The organism is Micromonospora sp. NPDC048835 (assembly GCF_040649995.1).
Taxonomy (GTDB): Bacteria; Actinomycetota; Actinomycetes; order Mycobacteriales; family Micromonosporaceae; genus Micromonospora.
This window is the reverse complement of the sequence record NZ_JBEZGM010000038.1, coordinates 25,241-43,609: the sequence shown is the minus strand read 5'-3', so window position 1 is coordinate 43,609 and position 18,369 is coordinate 25,241. Positions and strand designations below refer to the sequence as shown.

Below are 18,369 nucleotides of genomic sequence, written 5' to 3'. Positions count from 1 at the left end.
GCGTCACGACACGCCGGGCGGGCTGACGCAAACCTCTTGATCACCGGGGGTGGGCGGGCCCGGGGGCAGGGCGGGCCGGGGGTGGGCGGGCCGGGGGCAGGGCGGACCGGGGGCAGGGCGGGCCGGGGGGGTGGGGGTGGGGGTTGGGGGTCAGGCGGGGTTGGAAACGTTTTCGTAACGGGGGGTTGACCTCTCCGGCATCTGCGGAGCAGACTCCCCGGAAACGTTTACAGCTATCGGGTGGAGGTGCCGAACGTGGGTCGTAAACGTTTACAGGAACCGGCGGACGGTCGGCCCACGGTGCACACCGTCGCCGCCCGCGCCGGCGTCTCCATCGCCTCCGCCTCGCGGGTGCTCAACGGCGTCGGCGGCAGCCCCGAGACGATCCGCAAGGTTCGCGAGGCGGCGGCCGAGGTGGGCTACGTGCCGAACGCCATCGCCAGGTCGTTGCAGTCGCAGCGCACCGGCCTCGTCGCGCTCGCCGTCGAGGACATCGGCAACCCGGTCTACGTCGAGATGATGCGGGCCATCGAGGCCGTGGTCGCGTCCTCCGGGCGGCAACTGCTGGTGCACGCCACCGGTGGCCGGATCGACAACGAGACCGCGCTGCTGCGGCGGCTCGCCAACCGCTACGTGGACGGGATGATCGTCTCGCCGATCCGGGTCACCGACGACCACCTCACCGCGCTGGTGGACAGTCCGGTGCCGGTGGTGGTCGTCGGCCAGCTCGGCGCGGACGCTCCGATCGACAACGTGCGCACCGACTCGCGGCACGGTATGGCGCTCGCGGTGGACCATCTCGTCGCCGCCGGCCGACGACGGATCGGCTTCGTCAACGGCCCGCTCGACACCGTCCCGGGCGCCGCCCGCGACGCCGGATTCCGGGCCGCCCTGGCCAGCCACGGCATCCCGGTCGACGACGAACTGGTCGAGGTCGGCGACTTCCAGTACGCCGCCGGCCGCGCCGCCACCGAGCGACTGCTCGCCCGCGCCGACCCGGACGCCCTGGTCTGCGCGAACGACCTCATCGCGGTCGGCGCGCTGCACGCCCTGCTGGTCGCCGGGCGTCGGGTGCCGCAGGACGTCGCCCTGGTCGGCATGGACGACACCGAACTGGCCCGGATGATGTTCCCCCAGCTCTCCAGCGTGTCGCTCGGCTCGACCGAACGTGGTCGCCGGGCCGCCGAGCTGCTGTTGCAACGCATCGCCGACGCGACCCTGCCGCCGCGCCGCGAGCAGGTGCCACCACACCTTGTCGTCCGCGCGTCAAGCGCCGCGACCCTGCCGGCACCCCGACCCGCCGGCCCACCCACCACCCACCCGTCCAGCGAAGGGGTGACCGCATGACCACCCTGACCGAACGGCCGGACGTCGAGGGGGCCGAGTCGCCCCGCCGGCGGAACCGGTTCCGGTCCGACCGCACCACCATCTACCTTCTCCTGCTGCCGTCGCTGCTGCCGATCCTGGTGCTGTCGGTGTTTCCACTGCTGCGCGGCATCTACCTCGGCTTCACCGACGCCCGCGCCGGGCGCAACGTCGAGGTCAGCTTCACCGGCCTGGCCAACTACCGGGAACTCCTCGGCGACGAGCTGTTCTGGAACTCGTTCAAGATCGGCCTGCTCTGGGCGGTCGGGGTGACGGTCCTGCAGTTTCTGCTCGCCCTCGGGCTGGCGCTGCTGCTCAACCAGCAACTGCGGTTCCGCGGAGTGGCGCGGGTGCTGGCCGTGGTGCCGTGGGCGATGCCGCCGGTCGTGGTCGGCATCCTCTGGAAGCTGGTCTACCACCCCGACGCCGGCCTGATCAACGAGTTCTTCCACCGCGTCGGCGCAGACGGGCTGCGGACGAACTGGCTTGGCGACTTCAGCACCGCCCTGCCCGCGGTGATCATCGTCGGGGTCTGGGCGGGCATGCCGCAGACCACAGTCGTCCTGCTCGCCGGTCTGCAGGGCGTGGGTCGCGAGCTGCACGAGGCGGCGGCGGTGGACGGGGCGAGCACCTGGCACCGGTTCCGGCACGTCACGTTGCCCGCCCTCGCCCCGGTGATCGTGGCGATCACCTCGCTGGACTTCATCTGGAACTTCAACTCGTTCGGCCTGGTCTACGTGCTGACCGCGGGTGGGCCGGGCGGCAAGACGATGCTGCCGATGCTGTTCGCGTACGAGGAGGCGTTCCGCTACGGCAACTACGGCTACGCGGCGGCGCTCGGCAACGTCATGGTCGTGATCATCATCGCGTTGCTCGCGGTGTACCTGCGTCGCCGGCTCAGGGAGGCGAACTGACATGTTCGGAAAACCGAGCCGCACCAGCCGGACGTTGCAGTACCTGGCGCTCGCCGGCTACCTGATCTTCCTCGGGTTCCCGCTGGTCTGGCTGCTCTCCACGGCGTTCAAGCCGCCGCGCGAGCTGGTCCGCCTGCACCCGACGCTGATCCCCGACAACCCGACCCTGCAGAACTTCGTGCAGGCGTTCACCGAGCAGGAGCTGGGCCGGGCGGCGCTCAACAGCCTCCAGGTCTCGCTCGCCTCGGCGGTGCTGACCGTGCTCGTCGCCATGCCGGCGTCGTACGCGTTGGCCCGGTTCCGCTCCAAGCTCGGCACCGCCGCGCTGGGCTGGGTGCTGCTGTCCCAGCTCTTCCCGTTCGTACTGCTGATCATTCCGATCTTCCTGGTGCTGCGGCAGGTCGGCCTGGCCAACACGCACGCCGGCCTGGTGCTGATCTACGTGGTCTGGGCGCTGCCGTTCGCACTGTGGATGCTGCAGGGCTTCGTCCGCAACATTCCGCGGGAGCTGGAGGAGGCCGCCTCGGTCGACGGCGCGACCCGGATCCAGGTGCTGCGGCGGGTGGTCTTCCCGCTGCTCGCCCCGGGCCTGGTCGCGACCGCGCTGTTCTCCTTCATCTCCGCCTGGAACGAGTTCTTCTTCGCCCTGGTGCTGATCAAGACCCCGGAGCTGGCCACCCTGCCGGTGGCGCTGGCCCGGTTCGTCGGCATCGAGGGCACCGCCCGACTGGGGCCCCTGGCCGCCGGCTCACTGCTGGCGACCCTGCCCAGCCTGATCTTCTTCGCGTTCATGCAGCGCCGGCTCTCGTCCGGGTCGCTCGCCGGCGCGGTCAAGGGCTGAGCCGCCCGCACCCACCATCACCAAGGAGGTAACCCCCCATGCTCCGTACCCGATTCCGCCGACTCGCGGCGGCTGCCGCGGTCGCGGTCGTCGGCCTCGGCGCGCTCAGCGCGTGCGGCGACGGCGGCGGCGACGAGGACACGTCCGGCCCGGCCAAGCTGCGATTCCTCAGCCTGGCCTGGCAGAAGGAGTCGCTCCAGGTCAACAAGGACCTGGTCGCCAAGTGGAACGCCGAGCACCCGGACATCCAGGTCGAGTACGTCCAGGGTGACTGGAACTCGGTGCACGATCAGCTCCTGACCTCCTTCGAGGGCGGCGACGCGCCGGACATCGTGCACTACGAGGCGTCCTCGATCGGCGAGTTCAGCAAGCAGGGCTACCTGGCCGACCTGTCCGACCTGGTCTCCGACGACCTCAAGGGGCAGATCGACAAGGGCATCTGGGACACCGCCACCACCGACGGCAAGGTCACCGGCGTGCCGTTCCTGCTGGAGTCGCAGGTCGTCATCGCCAACAAGAAGCTGCTCGACGCCGCAGGTGTGGCGGTCCCACCGGCCGACGGCGGTTGGACGTGGGACGAGTTCCAGAGCAACGCGCAGAAGCTCACCAAGCCCGGCCAGTACGGCGCGGCCTGGGCGTTGAAGTCGCCGACGAACCGGGTGCTCAACCTGGCGCTCAACTACGACGGGAAGTTCTTCTACGGCGACGGTGGGCGCTCCGAGGTCAAGGTCGGTGACGCGGAGAAGGAGGTGCCGAAGCGGATCCACGACATGCTCTACACCGCCAAGTCCGCCTCCCCGGAGGCGCTCGGCATGAGCGGCGCGGACACCCTGCCCGGCTTCTTCGGCGGCAAGTACGCGATGCTTCCCGGCTCGGTGTCGCTGCGCCAGCAGATGGTCGAGCAGGCGCCGGCCGGCTTCGAGTGGGTCACCCTGCCCCCGATCAAGGGCCTCTCCAGCAAGCAGGCCGCCAACCCGCAGACGCTGTCGATCTCCGAGGACAGCAAGCACAAGAAGCAGGCCGCGCAGTTCCTGGAGTACTTCCTGAACCCGACGAACATGGCCGCCCTGGCCAAGGGCGACTGGCTCGTGCCGACCGGCAAGACGGCAAACGAGGAGCTGGTCAAGATCACCGCCGGCAAGCAGGGCTGGGACGTGGCCGCGGCCAGCGCCGCCGACCTGACCGTCGCCCCGTTCCAGCAGGCCGACGGCTACCCGGAGTGGAAGACCAAGTACGCCACTCCGGCCCTCCAGCAGTACTTCGCCAACAAGATCACCCTCGATCAGCTCGGCACGCAGCTGGTCGACGGTGGCAAGCAGGTTCTGAGGTAACGACATGTCTCTCTTGCTCGACACATCGGTTGGTTGCCTGGTCGGCGCCGCGGTCGGAGACGCCCTGGGCGGCGCCACCGAGACGGCCCTGCCCGAGCAGATCCGCACCCGCTTCGGCGGCTGGGTCGAGGGCATCGTGCCCCCGTACCACGCCGACTGGGCCACCGCGCGACCGCTCGCGCCGTACCACAAGGGCGACGGACACCTCACCGACGACACGTTGATGACCCACGCGCTGGTCCGCGCGTACGCGGCCAAGAGGGACCACCTCGACGCGTACGACGTGGTGGAGCTGCTGGTCCCCGACCTGATCGAGCGGGTGGTGTACATCCCCGACCTGGAACGCGACGGGGTGACCTTCCACCGGCTCGCGGCCGCCGAACGGTGGCTGGTCACCCGCCTGCACCACGCCCACGCGGACCCGCGTGAGGCCGGGGTCGGCAACATCGTCAACTGCGGCGCGGCCATGTACATGGCCCCGGTCGGCATCGTCAACGCGGGCGACCCGGCCGGCGCGTACGCCGAGGCGGTGGAGATCGCCGGCGCGCACCAGCACAGCTACGGGCGGGAGGCCGCCGCCGTCTTCGCGGCCTCGGTCGCGGCGGCCGCCACCCCCGGCGCGAGCGTGGACGACGTCGTCGCGGCGGCGCTGGACCTGGCCCGCGACGGCACCCGCGCGGCCATCGACGCGGTGGTCAAGGAGGCCCGCGGTCACCACGACTGGAAGCAGGCCATCCCGGCGCTGCGGGCCGCGGTCGCCCCCTACGACACGGTGGGGGAGGAGTACCGCAGCCCCGGCCTCGGCGCGCGGCGGCCCAGTCGCCTGCACGCCATCGAGGAGCTGCCGGTGGCGCTCGGCATGCTCGTGGTGGCCGGCGGCGACTTCCGGGCCGCGGTGCTCGGCTCGGTCAACTACGGCCGGGACGCCGACTCCACCGCCACCATGGCCGCCGCCATCGCCGGCGCGCTCGGTGGCGCGAAGGCGGTCCCGGCGGAGTGGTCCGACGTGGTCGCCACCGCCTCCAGGACCGATCTGGTGGAGCCGGCCCGGGTCCTCGCGGCAGTGGCCGGCGAGGTCTTCGAGCGGGACCAGGCCCGGTTCGCCCGCCGCGCGGAGCGTTTCGCGGGGCTGGCCGCCGGCACCACCCGGGAGGCTGGGGGCGAGACCCGGTGAGGATCACCTGGGTGCAGCCGGAGGACCTGCTGCCGCACGAGCTGGCGGCCAGCCGGGACGAGGGGCGCGACGTCACCGCCATCGCCGAACGGTGGACGGCGGCCGGCGGGGACCTGACCCCGCCGGTCAGCGGGGCGTCGAGCACCCCGGCGTCGCCGCAGCTGCGGGCCCTCGCGACGGAGCTGCTGGACGCCGCCGACGCGCTGCCCGCCGTCGACACCGCCGCTGAGACCGACGACCTGGCCACCCTGCGCGCCGGCTGGCCGGCCGGTTGGTCGCTACCGACCGAGGTGGCGTACGACCGGCTGCACGGCGCCTGGCTCGGCCGGGCCGCCGGTTGCCTGCTCGGCAAGCCGGTGGAGAAGATCCCCCGCGAGGGCATCCGGGAGATCCTCACGGCGACCGGCCGGTGGCCGCTGCGCGACTGGTTCACCGCGAAGGGACTCCCGGCCGACGTGGCCGCCCGCTGGCCGTGGAACCGGCGCAGCGCGCCGACGAGCCTCGCCGAGAACATCGACGGGATGCCCGAGGACGACGACCTGAACTACGCGTTGCTCGCACTGCGCGTGCTGGAGACGCACGGTCGGGGCTTCACCAGCGCCGACGTGGCGCAGGCGTGGTTGGACTGGCTGCCCGGCGGGCGGGTCTTCACCGCCGAGCGGGTCGCCTACCGCAACCTGCTGCTCGGCTACCCACCGCCGGAGAGCGCCCGTCGGCACAACCCGTTCCGGGAGTGGATCGGGGCGCAGATCCGCACCGACGTGTACGGCTGGGTCAACCCCGGCCGGCCGGACCGGGCCGCCGAACTGGCGGTGCGGGACGCGGCGGTCAGCCACGTCCGGGGCGGGGTGCACGGGGCGATCTGGGCGGCGGCTCTCTGCGCCGCCGCGCCGGTGGCCGACACCGTGCACGAGGTGCTGGACGCCGCCGAGGCGGTGCTGCCGCCGGCTAGCCGCTTCGCCGCCACGGTCCGCGGGGCACGCGCCCTCGGCGCGGGGACCGACGACTGGGAGAGCGTGGTCGACGAGCTGTACGCACGGCACGGCCACCTGCACTGGGTGCACGCCCGCAACAACGCGGCGCTGGTGGCCGCGGCCCTGGCGTACGGCCGGGGGGACCTGGAACGGTCGATCACCGCAGCGGTCAGCGGCGGGTGGGACACCGACTCGACAGGCGCGACGGTCGGCGCGGTGACCGGAGCGCTCACCGGTGCGTCCGGGCTGCCGGAGCGCTGGGTCGCCCCGCTGCGCAACCGACTGGCCAGCAGCATCGCCGGCTTCGACGGGATCGGTTTCGACGAGTTGGCCGGGCGGACCCTCGCCCTGGTGCGACCGGCGACGGAAGGGGGCCTGGCATGAGCGCGCGGGTGGCGGTGGTGGGTAGCAGCAACCTGGACCTGGTGGTCACGGCGTCGCGGCTGCCGCACCCCGGCGAGACGGTGCTCGGTGGAAACTTCCGGACCGTGCCCGGCGGCAAGGGCGCCAACCAGGCCGTCGCCGCCGCCCGGGCCGGCGCGACCTGCGACTTCGTGGGCGCGGTCGGCGACGACGAGTTCGGTACCCGGATGCGCGGCAGTCTCGTCGACGCCGGCGTGGACGTCCGGGGTCTGCGCACCGTCGCCGGCCCCTCCGGTGTCGCGCTGATCGCCGTCGACCGGGACGCGGAGAACTTCATCGTGGTCGCGCCGGGCGCCAACGGCACACTGACCGAGTTGGACGCGGACGACCGGACGACGATCGCGGCGGCGGGCGTGCTGCTGCTGCAACTGGAGGTGCCGCTCGCCGCCGTGACCCAGGCGGCGCAGTGGGCCCGCGCCGAGGGCACCACGGTGGTGCTGAACGCCGCGCCGGCCGCGACGCTGCCCGGCGCACTGCTCGACCTGGTGGACGTGCTCGTGGTCAACGAGCACGAGGCGGCGGTCGTCGCCGAGGTCACCTCCGACGACCCCCAGGTGCTGCTCGACGCCCTGCTGAAGCTGGTGCCCCGGGTGGTGCTGACCCTCGGCGCGCGGGGTGCCGCGTACGCCGACCGGGAGGGCCTGCGTCTCGCCGTCCCGGCGCCGCAGATCGACGCGGTGGACACCACCGCCGCCGGTGACGCGTTCACCGGCGCGCTCGCCGTCAGCTGGGCCGAGCGGGGTGGCGCCATCGACCAGGAGACCGTCACGGCCAGCCTGCGGTGGGCCTGCGCCGCCGGGGCGGCCTGCGCCCAGCGGCCCGGGGCGTCCACCGCCCTGCCCGAGCGGCCGGCCATCGACGCCCTCTACGACGCGACCTACCGAGGTGCACCGTGAGCTTCAACCCGTACGTCCCACGCCCGATCGACCGGCCGACCGAGGTGCCGTTGGGCGGGCACGCCGACCTGAGCACCCTGGACGAGGCGAAGATCTTCGCCGCGCCGACCGACCCGGCGGACTGGCCGGCCTGGCGGGAGCAGATCACCAGGTGGCGGGCCGACGCCCGGGAGCGGACCGGCTATGTCGGCGAGCACTACGACGAGATCACCGGCGACTGCTTCAGCGTCTGCCTGGCCTGGCTCTGGGACGAGACGCTCTACGACCACGAGCGTGGCGTCTTCACCGTCGACGAGTTCCTCGACGCGGCCGGGCGGGACTTCGGCGGCTTCGACGGGGTGGTGCTCTGGCACGCGTACCCGGTGATCGGTCTGGACGACCGCAACCAGTTCGACTGGTACCGGGACGTACCGGAGCTGCCCGAGGTGGTGCGCGCGTTCCAGCAGCGCGGGGTGCGGGTCTTCGTCGACTACAACCCGTGGGACACCGGCACGCGGCGCGAGGCGGGCAGCGACGCCGAGGAGGTTGCCACGTTGGCCGGCAAGCTCGGCGTCGACGGGGTCTTCCTGGACACTCTCAAGGAGGGCGCCGGGGAGCTGCGGGCCGCGTTGGACGCGGTCCGCCCCGGCCTGGTCCTGGAGGGCGAGAGCCGGGTTCCGCTGGCCCGCATCGCCGACCACGCGATGTCCTGGGCGCAGTGGTTCGCCGACTCCGAGGTGCCCGGCGTGCTGCGGGCGAAGTGGTTCGAGCGACGCCACGTGCTGCACCACACCCGGCGCTGGCACCGCGACCACCTCGACGAGTTGCACTCCGCCTGGCTCAACGGTGTCGGTGTGCTGGTCTGGGAGAGCGTCTTCGGTGTCTGGGTCGGCTGGAACGAGCGGGACCGCGCGGTGCTGCGGGCGATGCGCCGGGTGCAGAGCAGCCACGCGGCGTGGTTGCGCGCCGAGGACTGGGTCCCGCTCGCCGACCACCCGGGCCAGGGCATGGTGTACGCGTCCCGCTGGACGCACGACGACGAACCACTGTGGACAGTGGTGAACCGGGGCGCGGACCACGCCGGTCCGTGGCTGGTCACCGACCCGGACCTCGGCCGGCACTTCGTCGACCTGGTCACCGGTGCCGAGCTGACCGTCACCGAGACCGCCGACGGTCGACTCGCGGTGGGCGGCCCACTGCCGGCCGGCGCGATCGCGGCCGTGGCGCGTGGAGTCGCCGCCGCGCACCGACACGAGCCGCCGACCGGCGACCCGGCCTTCCCGGCCCGCGAGGCGGTGCGCGCCCGTACGCCCTGGGCGCCCCGCCTGCACGTGCCGTCGGGCATGGTCGCCGTCGAGGGCGGCCGGCGGGAACTCGTCGTCCGGCACCGGGTGCGGGAGACCGGCCTGTACGGCGAGGCGCCCTACGTCGACGAGTGGAAGCCCCTTCCGCCCCGACTCCACCACCCCGGCACGCTGCGGCGCAGTGTGCGGCTCGGCCGGTTCGCCATCGCCGTGCATGAGGTCACCCACGGCGAGTACGCCGAGTTCCTGCGCGCCACCGGTCACGCGCCGGTACGCCCGGAGCGGTTCACCGCCGGCTCCGGTTCGGCCGACGCTCCGGTCACCGGGGTCGAGTTGGCCGACGCGCGGGCGTACGCGGCGTGGGCCGGGCTGCGCCTGCCCACCGAGGACGAGTGGCAGGTCGCCGCCGAGGCGGGGCTGCTCGTGCGACGGGAACCGCTGGTGTGGAACCTGACCGAGAGCGAACACTCCGACGGTCGTACCCGCTTCGCCATCCTCAAGGGCGGCGCCGAGTACCGGGCGGAGGGCTCCGACTGGTACCTCGACGGTGGCCCACAACCCGCCGACGTCTCGGTGAAGCTGCTGCTCACCGGCGCCGGCCTGGCCCGCTCCGAACAGGTCGGTTTCCGCTGCGCGGCCGACCTCCCGGAGGCGACGGAGGTGACCCGGTGACCGCGCCACTGGACGGGGTGAAGGTCGTCGACCTGGCCACCCTCTTCGCCGGGCCGCTCGCGGCGGCGTTCCTCGCCGACTTCGGCGCCGACGTGATCAAGGTGGAGCACCCAGCCAAGCCGGACCCGTCGCGGGGGCACGGCCCGGCCCGCGACGGCGTGGGGCTCTGGTGGAAGGTGCTCGGCCGCAACAAGCGCACCGTCACCCTCAACCTCTCCGACCCGGAGGGCGCGGAGTTGCTGCGCCGGCTGCTCGCCGACGCCGACGTGCTGGTGGAGAACTTCCGCCCCGGCACCCTGGAGCGGTGGGGGCTCGGCCCCGCCGAGCTGCACGCGGTCAACCCCCGACTGGTGATCACCCGGATCAGCGGGTTCGGGCAGGTCGGTCCGTACGCCCGCCGGCCCGGCTTCGGCACCCTCGCCGAGGCGATGAGCGGGTTCGCCGCCGCCACCGGGGAACCGGACGGCCCGCCCACGCTGCCCCCGTTCGGGCTGGCCGACTCGGTGAGCGCGCTCGCCGCCGCGTACGCGGTGATGCTCGCTCTGCGGGCGCGCGACGTCACCGGCACCGGGCAGGTCGTCGACCTCGCCATCATCGAGCCGATCATGGCGATGCTCGGGCCGCAGATCACCTGGTACGACCAGCTCGGCTACCTCCAGCCCCGGCTGGGCAACAGGTCGAACAACAACGCCCCGCGCAACACCTACCGGTGTGCCGACGGGCGCTGGGTGGCGGTCTCCACCAGCGCGCAGAGCATCGCCGAACGGGTGCTGCGGCTGATCGGCCGGCCGGAGCTGGTCGACGAGCCGTGGTTCGGCACCGGCAGCGGTCGGGCCGCCCACGCCGACGAGTTGGACGCGGCGGTGAGCGCCTGGGTGGCGCAACGGGACCGCGACGAGGTGGTGGCCGCGTTCGAGGAGGCGCAGGCAGCGGTCGCGCCCGTCTACGACGTGCGGGACATCCTCGCCGACCCGCAGTACGCGGCGCTGGGCACGGTGCGCACCGTGCCGGACGAGGAGCTGGGTGAGGTACGGATGCAGAACGTGCCGTTCCGCCTCACCGGGACGCCGGGCGAGATCCGGCACGCCGGCCGGCGACACGGCCAGGACACCGACACCGTCTTCGGGGCGCTCGGCCTGAGCGCCGAGGAGTTGGCCGCGCTGCGCGAGCGGGGGGTGCTCTGATGCTGGTGAGCTGGCTCTACGTGCCCGGAGACCGCCCGGACCGGTTCGCCAAGGCGGTCGCCTCGGGTGCCGACGCGGTCATCCTCGACCTGGAGGACGCCGTGGTCGCCGGGCGCAAGGCGTACGCCCGGGACGCGGTCGCCGAGTTCCTCGCCGAGGCGCACCCGGTGCCCGTGCAGGTCCGGGTCAACGAGCTGACCGGCCCCGACCTCGACGCCGACCTGGCGGCGGTGACCGGCCGGCCCGGGTTGGCCGGGCTGCGGCTGCCGAAGGTCGAGTCGGCCGCGACGGTGGCGGCCCTCGCCGACCGGGTCGACGTACCCCTGCACCCGCTGATCGAGTCGGCGGTCGGGCTGGAGGCCGCGTACCCCATCGCGTCTGCCCACCCGGCGGTGGCCTCGGTCGGGCTCGGCGAGGCCGACCTGCGCTCGGATCTGGGGGTGAGCGACGACGACGGCCTGCTCTGGGCGCGCGGCCGGGTGGTGGTCGCGGCCCGCGCGGCCGGTCTGGCGCCGCCGGCCATGTCGGTGTACGCCGACGTCGTCGACCTCCCCGGTCTGGCCGCCTCCTGCGCGGCGGGCCGACGGCTCGGCTTCCTCGGCCGGGCGGCGATCCACCCGCGCCAACTCCCGGTGATCGTCGACGCGTTCCGGCCACCCGATCGGGAGGTGGCCCGCGCCACCGAGCTGCTGGCCGCCGTGGCGGACGCACACCAGCGCGACTCGGGGACCGTGGTCCTGCCCGACGGCCGGTTCGCCGACCGGGCGATGGTGGCCGCCGCCCGACGCGTCGTCGACCTCGCCGCCCGCTACGCCGCCTGAACGTCCCGCGTTCGTCAGGTCGCGCGCGGGGTCGGTGGTCGGTCGAGCTGGTCGAGGCGGGCGAGATCGCCGTCGCCGGCTCGGATCACGGCTGCGGCAAGCGCGGTGGTGTCCGGGTGGACGCCGGCCCGCTGCTCGGCGGCGGCGATCTTGACGGCCTGTGCGAGGTGTGCACGCAGATGCGCGGCGAGCAGTCGCTGGAACGTCTTCCCGGTGGCCGACCGCAGCGCGGCCAGCTCGTCGGCGGTGATCATGCCGGGCATGTCGTGACCCTCGTGTGGGTTGGTCGTCGGCGCGCCGGCCTCGGTGAGCAGGTGGCGGGAGCGGGTCAGGTCGGCCCGGGTGCTCGCCTGGACCTGCGCGGCCAACCGCTGCCAGGTCGGGTCGGTGGTGTGGGTGGGCACGAGGTCCAGCACCGGGAGCAGCCGTTGCGTCATCGCCGCCGTGAGTTGCAGCCAGGCGATGTCGGTGGGGCTGAAGGCGCGGGCCGTCGGGGTGGTGGCGCTCGGTGTGAGGGCCCGCTGTGCCGCGTCGTCCGTGGTGTTCGACGGCCCGCCGGCGCAGCCGGCGACGAGCATCGCCGTCATCAGCAGCGCGACGTGGACGCGCATCTCTCCTCCTTCGGCCTCCCGAGGAGAGGGGGCGGCCCGGACCGGGCCGCCCCCTTCCGGGTACGACGGATCAGATCGGTCGGCCGTCGTGACCGCACTTGATGACCGGACGGATGCAGTCCTGGACCCGGCGGGCCAGCTCCGCTGTCGGCCAGGCGTTGAAGAAGTCGCCGTGCATGGTGTACCCCGGCCCGGAGGCGAGCCGGAAGTGCGACGGGTCGCCGTTGACCGGGTAGCGCAACACCTGGCGCAACTTCGGCACGTGCACCGGGTGGGTGCTCGGGCAGGCCTGGTTCACCGGGTACGCCAGGTGGCTCTTGTGGTCCGCGGAGTCCAGGTCGCGGCCGTTCCAGCACTGCGGGAAGTCCAGGTACGACTCCAGCATCGTGCCCGACGGGCAGTTGACGAAGTCCTTCGACGGCGGCACGTGCCCGGCGTGCAGGCACGACCAGCGGGCGATGCTGTCGTTCGGCCCGGCGGCCTTCGCGTTGCCGGCGACGAGCCGCAACCCCTGCGGGAACGGCTGGGTGTTCGCGACGACATCGGCGCGTACGCCCTCGCCGAGGTAGTAGAACGTGGCGATCGCCGGCTCCACCGCGACGTTGTCCCGGTAGAGGGTCGGCACCCAGTACGACGACACGTCCACTGCCGGGTTACAGGTGGTTGGCGAGTTGACCAGGTCGGGCAGGGTGGTCCTGGCGTTCGTCACCGTGCTGCCGAAGAAGCTGTGCATGTGCGAGGCCCCGGGCAGCCCGGGAAAGATGATCGGGTCGTCCGGCAGCCGGTGGCTGTAGGTGCAGTCGGCGGGGAACTCGGCGACCCGGATGACGTTGGTGCCGAAGTCGGCTCCGCCGGGGGCGGCGTCGGCCCGGTTGGTGGTGGACACCAGGTACGTGCCGAGTAGCACCAGCAGGGCGCCGATCGCCGTGGCGAGGCGCAGTCGGCGGGGGGTGCCGGAGAGGGGTGCGGCCCTGTCCATCTCGTGACTCCTGTCGGGGGAACGGGTCAGGGACAGCTCCGGTGCCGCCGCCGAAGACATCGGAGGTGTGTCCTGGCCAGACTGGGTGGTGGCCGGTTGTGCAGCCGGTGCGAGAGAGCGCTCTCACTACCCCAGCCTCACCTTGAAGTCGACAAATGTCAATACGTGCCGCGGTTGGCGGAAATGACGACGAACGGCCGGGCCATCGACTCGGGTTCCTGAAAGTCGCGGCGTCCCGGCGCCAGGGACACCCCGACTTCCTGAAGACCGAGTGGATCATGCCGGTCTACGCCGTTCGCGCGCACGAATCGGCCCTGCGCCGATCCGGCCCCGGCCAAGCGGCAGACCCGGCCAAGGAGGAGGCCCTCCGGGAACGGGCACCGGCACGGGTCTCGACGTGCGGGTGGGGCAGCCCGAACGTGTCGGACTGCCCCACCGAGGGGTGCGGGGATGCGATCAGAACCCGAGGACACTCCGCCCGCCCACCACGGGCAGGCGCAGCTCGCTGTCGTTCGGCGCGACCCGCAGCTCGGTGCCGCCCAACGGCAGCAACGTGTACTCCTGGTCGCTGGAGAAGACGACGACACCGATCCGGTGGCCGGCCGGGAAGATGTAGTCCTTCGGCTCCATGGTCCACCGGTAGTCGTACAGCTTGCCCTGCTTGACCGGCGCGGTCCGCGCGGCGCTGACGCGGTTCTGCGGGTCCATCCAACCTCGCGTGACCACCGTCGGGGCGGCGGTCGAACCGGCCGGGCCGTAGTCGACGAGGTAGGCGGTGAGGTTGGCGTCCGGCTTGTTGTCGATCGCCATTCGCAACCGCATCTCGGGGCGCCCGGAGACGCGTACGCTCTGTGTCAGCTCGGGGGAGCGGTAGGCGAGTCGGTTGGCGCTCGCGGTGTCCGGATTGGACACCAGGGTGTCCGGGTGGATGGTCCGGCCCTCGTCGACGAAGCTCTGCTCGACGCGCGCCTTCGGCGGCTTACCCGTGGTGAGCGTGCCCGGCGCGGTGGCGTCGGTGGCGGCGAAGCGCAGGCCGACCTCCCGGGCGGCGGGGTCGGGCCAGTTGGCGTACGTGGTGTAGGCGCGGTCCTCGCGCTGGAGCACCGCGGTCGGCTCGTCCATGATGCCGTTGCGCACGTTCCACAGCCAGAAGTCGAACCAGCGGTTCTCGGTCTGCTTGTACGTCCAGGTCTGCCCGCTGGGCAGGGTCACCGAGGCGCTACTGCCCGGGCCGCCGTGCCCGCCCTGGTGCAGCCAGATCTTGCGCGGCACGTCGCGCTTGGCGAGCTGGTCCCACCAGCCGGCGAAGTGCTCGGTCTTGACGTTCCAGTCGTTGAGGCCGTGCACGACGAAGACGCTTGCCTTGACGTCGCGGGCGTCGAGGTAGTCGCGGTCGCGCCAGAACGGCGAGTAGTCGCCGGTGACGCGGTCCTGCTTCGCGGTGATGTCCGCGAGCTCGTCGGCGCACTGCCCCTCGGCGCGGGCCTGCCCGGCGGTGTACTGGGCCAGAATGTCGAGGTCCTCGCCCTGGAACGTGCCGGGCGCGACGACGAGGCCGTTGGCCCGGTAGTAGTCGTACCAGCTGCTGATCGCGGAGACCGGGACGATGGTCTTGAGCCCCTTGACGCCGGTGGTGGCCACCTGGTTGGGCAGGGTGCCGTTGTAGGAGACCCCGGTCATGCCGACCGCGCCGGTGCTCCAGCCGGCGGTGACCGGCGCGCCGTTGGCGTCGTACCCCTTGGCCCGGCCGTTGAGCCAGTCGATGACCGCCTTGGTGCCGAGCGTTTCGGCCTGGTCGCCGCTTGTCGGGCAACCGTCCGAGTCGCCGGTGCCGACGCTCTGGCCGAGCACCACCGCGTACCCCCGGGGCACGTAGTAGTCGTCGAGCGAGCCGGGCAGGTTGGCCTTGGCCTGGGCCCGCTGCGCGCCGGCGTCGAGGGCGCGGCGGCCGGAGCGGTCGGTCAGGCCGTTCTGCGGCAGGTCGTCGACGAGCACGCTCGGGTACGGCACGTCACCCCAGGTGCCCTTGCGGTACGGGCTGTGCTCGAAGATGACCGGCACCTTGAAGCCGGTGGTGGCGGTCTCCCGGGGTCGGGAGATGTCGATCGCGACCCGGTCGGGCCGGCCGTCGTGGTCGGTGTCCACCGGGGTCTGGACGAACACCCGCTCCTCGATCGCGTCGGCGAGCGAGAACACCGGTTGGGTCATGCCGTCGCTGACCACGATGCCGGTGGGCGTGGTGGCGGCGGGCGGTGCAGCCGTTGCGGTGGGGGCTGCGCTGAGCACCAGGGCGCCGGACACGCCGACGCTCAGTAGCGCTAGATGACGGGGTCGACGCATCCGCGTCTCCCTTCGGTTGGGCTGGTCGCCGGGTGTCGGCACTGGCCAATCTCGAAGATCCATTCGTCGTCATGCTAGGTGCGCCGCGGCGTCCCGTCGATCCCCTCGGGCGTCCACCGTGGCCGGTCAGGGGGTCGGTGGTGTCACCGCGATGATCAGGTGGGCGCGCCCGTCGCTGGCGTTGCGGTAGAGGTGCGCGAGGCGCGAGTCGAAGGTGACCGACTCGCCGGCGGTGAGGGTGTACGACTCGCCGCCGATCTGTGCGACGACCTCACCGGTGACGACGATCGCGCACTCGGTGGACGGGTGTGCCCAGGGTTCCGCCGAACTGGCGTCGCCGGGTGCGAGGTGGGCCTGGAGGACCTCCAGGTCGCCCCGGCCGGGGGTGAGTCGTTCGTAGGTGATCTGGCCGGGTGGCGCGGCCAGCCGGGTCCGGGCGCCCACGCGGCTGATGTGCACCGGCGGCGCCTCGGGCTCGGAGAACAGCTCCGCGATCGAGGTGTCGAAGACCTGGGCGAGTTTGCGCAGGGTGGACAGGCTGGGGTCGGTCGCGCCGTTCTCGATCTGGCTGAGCAGGGCGGGGGACACGTCGGCGGCTGTGGCGAGCTGGCGCAGCGTGAGGGAGTGCTGCTGACGCAGGTCGCGGAGTCGGTCACCGAGCATGTGTCCTCGTTCCAAATACAGTGTGGCTGAATCTTGATTGACCAAACTATACGGCCCTGTTTAGGATCGCTAAACATCAGGCGGCAATGTTCCACCCAGGTGAACAAGCCGCACCGAGGCGCGAACCGGACGCCTGGCCGCCCGGTCTTACATCCAACCCCGAGACGACGCCCCCGAGAAGCCCGCGACGCCGTCATCCCATCGGCCCCGCCGATGCGTGGCGCCGCCAGCCGGGCGTCGACGCCCCGCGGACCCCGCCCAGCGGGCCGCGCGATACGAAGGTAGGAACAGCATGTCGGTGTCCCCTCGCCGGCTCCTCGCCGGAGCGTCCGCTCTGGCGACGCTGGCCGTCCTCTCCGCCAGCGCCTGTAGCGCCGGCGGCAGCGGTGGAAACACGAACGGTACGGCCAAGACCCTCACCGTGAACACCTCGTTCGTGCTCAAGACCCTCGACCCCGGCCGGGTCTACGAGGCGACCGGTCTGACCGCCGTGCACGCCCTCTACGACACCCTGCTCACCTTCAAGGGCTCGGACGTGAGCAAGCCCGTCCCCGCGCTGGCCGAGTCGTACCAGGCGTCGCCGGACGCCACGACGTTCACCTTCAAGCTCCGGCAGGGCGTGACGTTCGCCGACGGCAGCCCGCTCACCGCCGACGACGTCGTCTTCTCGCTCAACCGGCTGAAGAACATCAAGGCCAGCCCCGCGGTCACCGTCAGCGGCCTGACCGTGACCAAGACCGACGACAGCACCGTGGTGGTCGCCTCGGCGACCCCCGACCCGAACATCCCGGTGGTGCTGTCGATGCCGTCGACAGCGGTGCTCAACTCCAAGGTCGCCAAGGAGCACGGCGCCCGCGACGGCGCTGACGCCGCCCAGAGCGACACGGCCCAGCAGTACCTGGACACCGCCTCCGTCGGCAGCGGCCCGTACGTGCTGAAGTCCTACGACCCCTCGGCGCAGGTGGTGCTGGAGGCCAACCCGAAGTACTGGGGTACGAAGCCGCAGTTCTCCCGGGTGGTGCTGCGCAACATGGACGTGCAGACCCAGAAGCTGACCATGCAGCGCGCCGAGTCGGCCGAGGTCTCCCTGGACATCTCCGGCAAGCTCCTCGACGGCCTGCCGGGCAGCCTGCAGACCTCCGGCGTGCAGGACACCGTCTACTTCCTCTTCCTCAACGCCGACCCGGGCGTCTCGGCGGTCACCTCGAACCCGAAGTTCAACCAGGCTCTGCGCGCCGCGATCGACTACCAGGGGATCGCCGCCCTGTACGGCAAGGGTGCCGCCCCCGGCGCCGGGCTTGTCGCGCCCGCCTTCCCGGGCGCGCTGCCGACCGGCGAGGAGTCCAAGCGGGACGTGGCCAGAGCCAAGGCGCTGCTCACCGAGGCCGGCCTGAGCAACCCGACGGTGAAGTTCACCTACCCGGCCATCACCTACAAGGGTGTGGACCTCGGCACGGTGGCCACCAAGGTGCAGGGCGACGCCGCCGAGGCGGGCATCAAGCTGGAGCTGAACCCGCAGCCGCTGACCACGTTCCTCGACGAGATGCGCGGTGGGAAGTCACCGCTCGGGTTCACCCCGCAGAGCCTGAACTACCCGGTCGCCGACTCGCTGATCAACAACATGGCACCGGGGCAGGCGACCGCACTGCGTTCCGGCTGGACCGTCGAGCGGGCCGACCCGGCCGTGGTGGCCGCCGGCAAGAAGGTCACCGCGACCCTCGACCTGGCCGGCCGGGCCACCGCCATGCAGGACTGGCAGCGACTGATGAACGCGTCCTCGCCGTACGTCGTGCTGGCCAGCAACTCCTCCATCGTGGTGGCGACCAAGGACCTGACCGGGGCGGACTACACCGCCGCCGGTTGGCAGGTGGACGTCGCCGCGGTCGGCCGCAAGTAGT

The 18,369-nt window shown here is 72.3% G+C and carries 15 protein-coding genes; 11 read left to right on the top strand and 4 right to left on the bottom strand.

The window, feature by feature from the left end; genetic code table 11:
* The first annotated feature begins 255 nt into the window (after positions 1-255).
* Genes AB0C15_RS29500 through AB0C15_RS29455 form a run of 10 tightly spaced genes read left to right on the top strand, consistent with a single transcriptional unit; the run spans position 256 to position 11,878 of the window.
* Positions 256-1,347 carry a LacI family DNA-binding transcriptional regulator gene (locus AB0C15_RS29500; protein WP_357357418.1) on the top strand — a complete coding sequence of 364 codons (1,092 nt, stop codon included), beginning with the start codon at positions 256-258 and terminating at the stop codon, positions 1,345-1,347.
* Positions 1,344-2,279 carry a sugar ABC transporter permease gene (locus tag AB0C15_RS29495; RefSeq protein WP_357357416.1) on the top strand — a complete coding sequence of 312 codons (936 nt, stop codon included), beginning with the start codon at positions 1,344-1,346 and terminating at the stop codon, positions 2,277-2,279. Before AB0C15_RS29500 ends, AB0C15_RS29495 begins: the two co-directional genes overlap by 4 nt.
* Before the next feature lies 1 nt (position 2,280).
* Entirely contained in the window at positions 2,281-3,120 is an 840-nt protein-coding gene (locus tag AB0C15_RS29490) for a carbohydrate ABC transporter permease (RefSeq protein WP_357357414.1), read from the top strand.
* Between the two features lie 38 nt (positions 3,121-3,158).
* Positions 3,159-4,451 (top strand): sugar ABC transporter substrate-binding protein, encoded by a 1,293-nt coding sequence (locus tag AB0C15_RS29485; protein ID WP_357357412.1) that lies wholly within the window; start codon positions 3,159-3,161, stop codon positions 4,449-4,451.
* Between the two features lie 4 nt (positions 4,452-4,455).
* Complete coding sequence (locus AB0C15_RS29480) at positions 4,456-5,625, top strand: ADP-ribosylglycohydrolase family protein (protein WP_357357409.1); 1,170 nt, start codon at positions 4,456-4,458, stop codon at positions 5,623-5,625.
* Positions 5,622-6,983 (top strand): ADP-ribosylglycohydrolase family protein, encoded by a 1,362-nt coding sequence (locus tag AB0C15_RS29475; RefSeq protein ID WP_357357407.1) that lies wholly within the window; start codon positions 5,622-5,624, stop codon positions 6,981-6,983. Before AB0C15_RS29480 ends, AB0C15_RS29475 begins: the two co-directional genes overlap by 4 nt.
* Positions 6,980-7,918: a ribokinase gene (locus AB0C15_RS29470; protein WP_357357405.1), complete on the top strand. Its 939-nt coding sequence runs from the start codon at positions 6,980-6,982 to the stop codon at positions 7,916-7,918. The genes AB0C15_RS29475 and AB0C15_RS29470 overlap by 4 nt, the downstream gene beginning before the upstream one ends.
* Positions 7,915-9,873 (top strand): SUMF1/EgtB/PvdO family nonheme iron enzyme, encoded by a 1,959-nt coding sequence (locus AB0C15_RS29465; protein ID WP_357357403.1) that lies wholly within the window; start codon positions 7,915-7,917, stop codon positions 9,871-9,873. The genes AB0C15_RS29470 and AB0C15_RS29465 overlap by 4 nt, the downstream gene beginning before the upstream one ends.
* Positions 9,870-11,057 (top strand): CoA transferase, encoded by a 1,188-nt coding sequence (locus AB0C15_RS29460; RefSeq protein WP_357357401.1) that lies wholly within the window; start codon positions 9,870-9,872, stop codon positions 11,055-11,057. Before AB0C15_RS29465 ends, AB0C15_RS29460 begins: the two co-directional genes overlap by 4 nt.
* Positions 11,057-11,878, top strand: a complete 822-nt coding sequence (locus AB0C15_RS29455; RefSeq protein WP_357357399.1) for a CoA ester lyase — start codon at positions 11,057-11,059, stop codon at positions 11,876-11,878. Before AB0C15_RS29460 ends, AB0C15_RS29455 begins: the two co-directional genes overlap by 1 nt.
* A 14-nt stretch (positions 11,879-11,892) precedes the next feature.
* Here the strand turns inward: AB0C15_RS29455 and AB0C15_RS29450 are convergent, their stop codons facing one another.
* From AB0C15_RS29450 to AB0C15_RS29435, 4 genes are all read right to left on the bottom strand, one after another.
* Complete coding sequence (locus AB0C15_RS29450; RefSeq protein WP_357357396.1) at positions 11,893-12,489, bottom strand: DUF305 domain-containing protein; 597 nt, start codon at positions 12,487-12,489, stop codon at positions 11,893-11,895.
* A gap of 70 nt (positions 12,490-12,559) precedes the next feature.
* The gene (locus AB0C15_RS29445; protein WP_357357395.1) at positions 12,560-13,468 is read right to left on the bottom strand and encodes a DUF1996 domain-containing protein; all 909 of its coding nucleotides are present in this window, start codon (positions 13,466-13,468) and stop codon (positions 12,560-12,562) included.
* 456 nt (positions 13,469-13,924) lie between these two features.
* Positions 13,925-15,808, bottom strand: coding sequence for a Xaa-Pro dipeptidyl-peptidase (locus tag AB0C15_RS29440; protein ID WP_357357393.1), 1,884 nt, complete (start codon positions 15,806-15,808; stop codon positions 13,925-13,927).
* A 126-nt stretch (positions 15,809-15,934) separates the two neighbouring features.
* Positions 15,935-16,471, bottom strand: coding sequence for a helix-turn-helix domain-containing protein (locus AB0C15_RS29435; RefSeq protein ID WP_357357391.1), 537 nt, complete (start codon positions 16,469-16,471; stop codon positions 15,935-15,937).
* A gap of 292 nt (positions 16,472-16,763) precedes the next feature.
* Between AB0C15_RS29435 and AB0C15_RS29430 the strand changes: the two genes are divergently transcribed.
* Positions 16,764-18,368, top strand: coding sequence for an ABC transporter substrate-binding protein (locus AB0C15_RS29430; protein ID WP_357357388.1), 1,605 nt, complete (start codon positions 16,764-16,766; stop codon positions 18,366-18,368).
* Position 18,369: the final 1 nt, after the last annotated feature.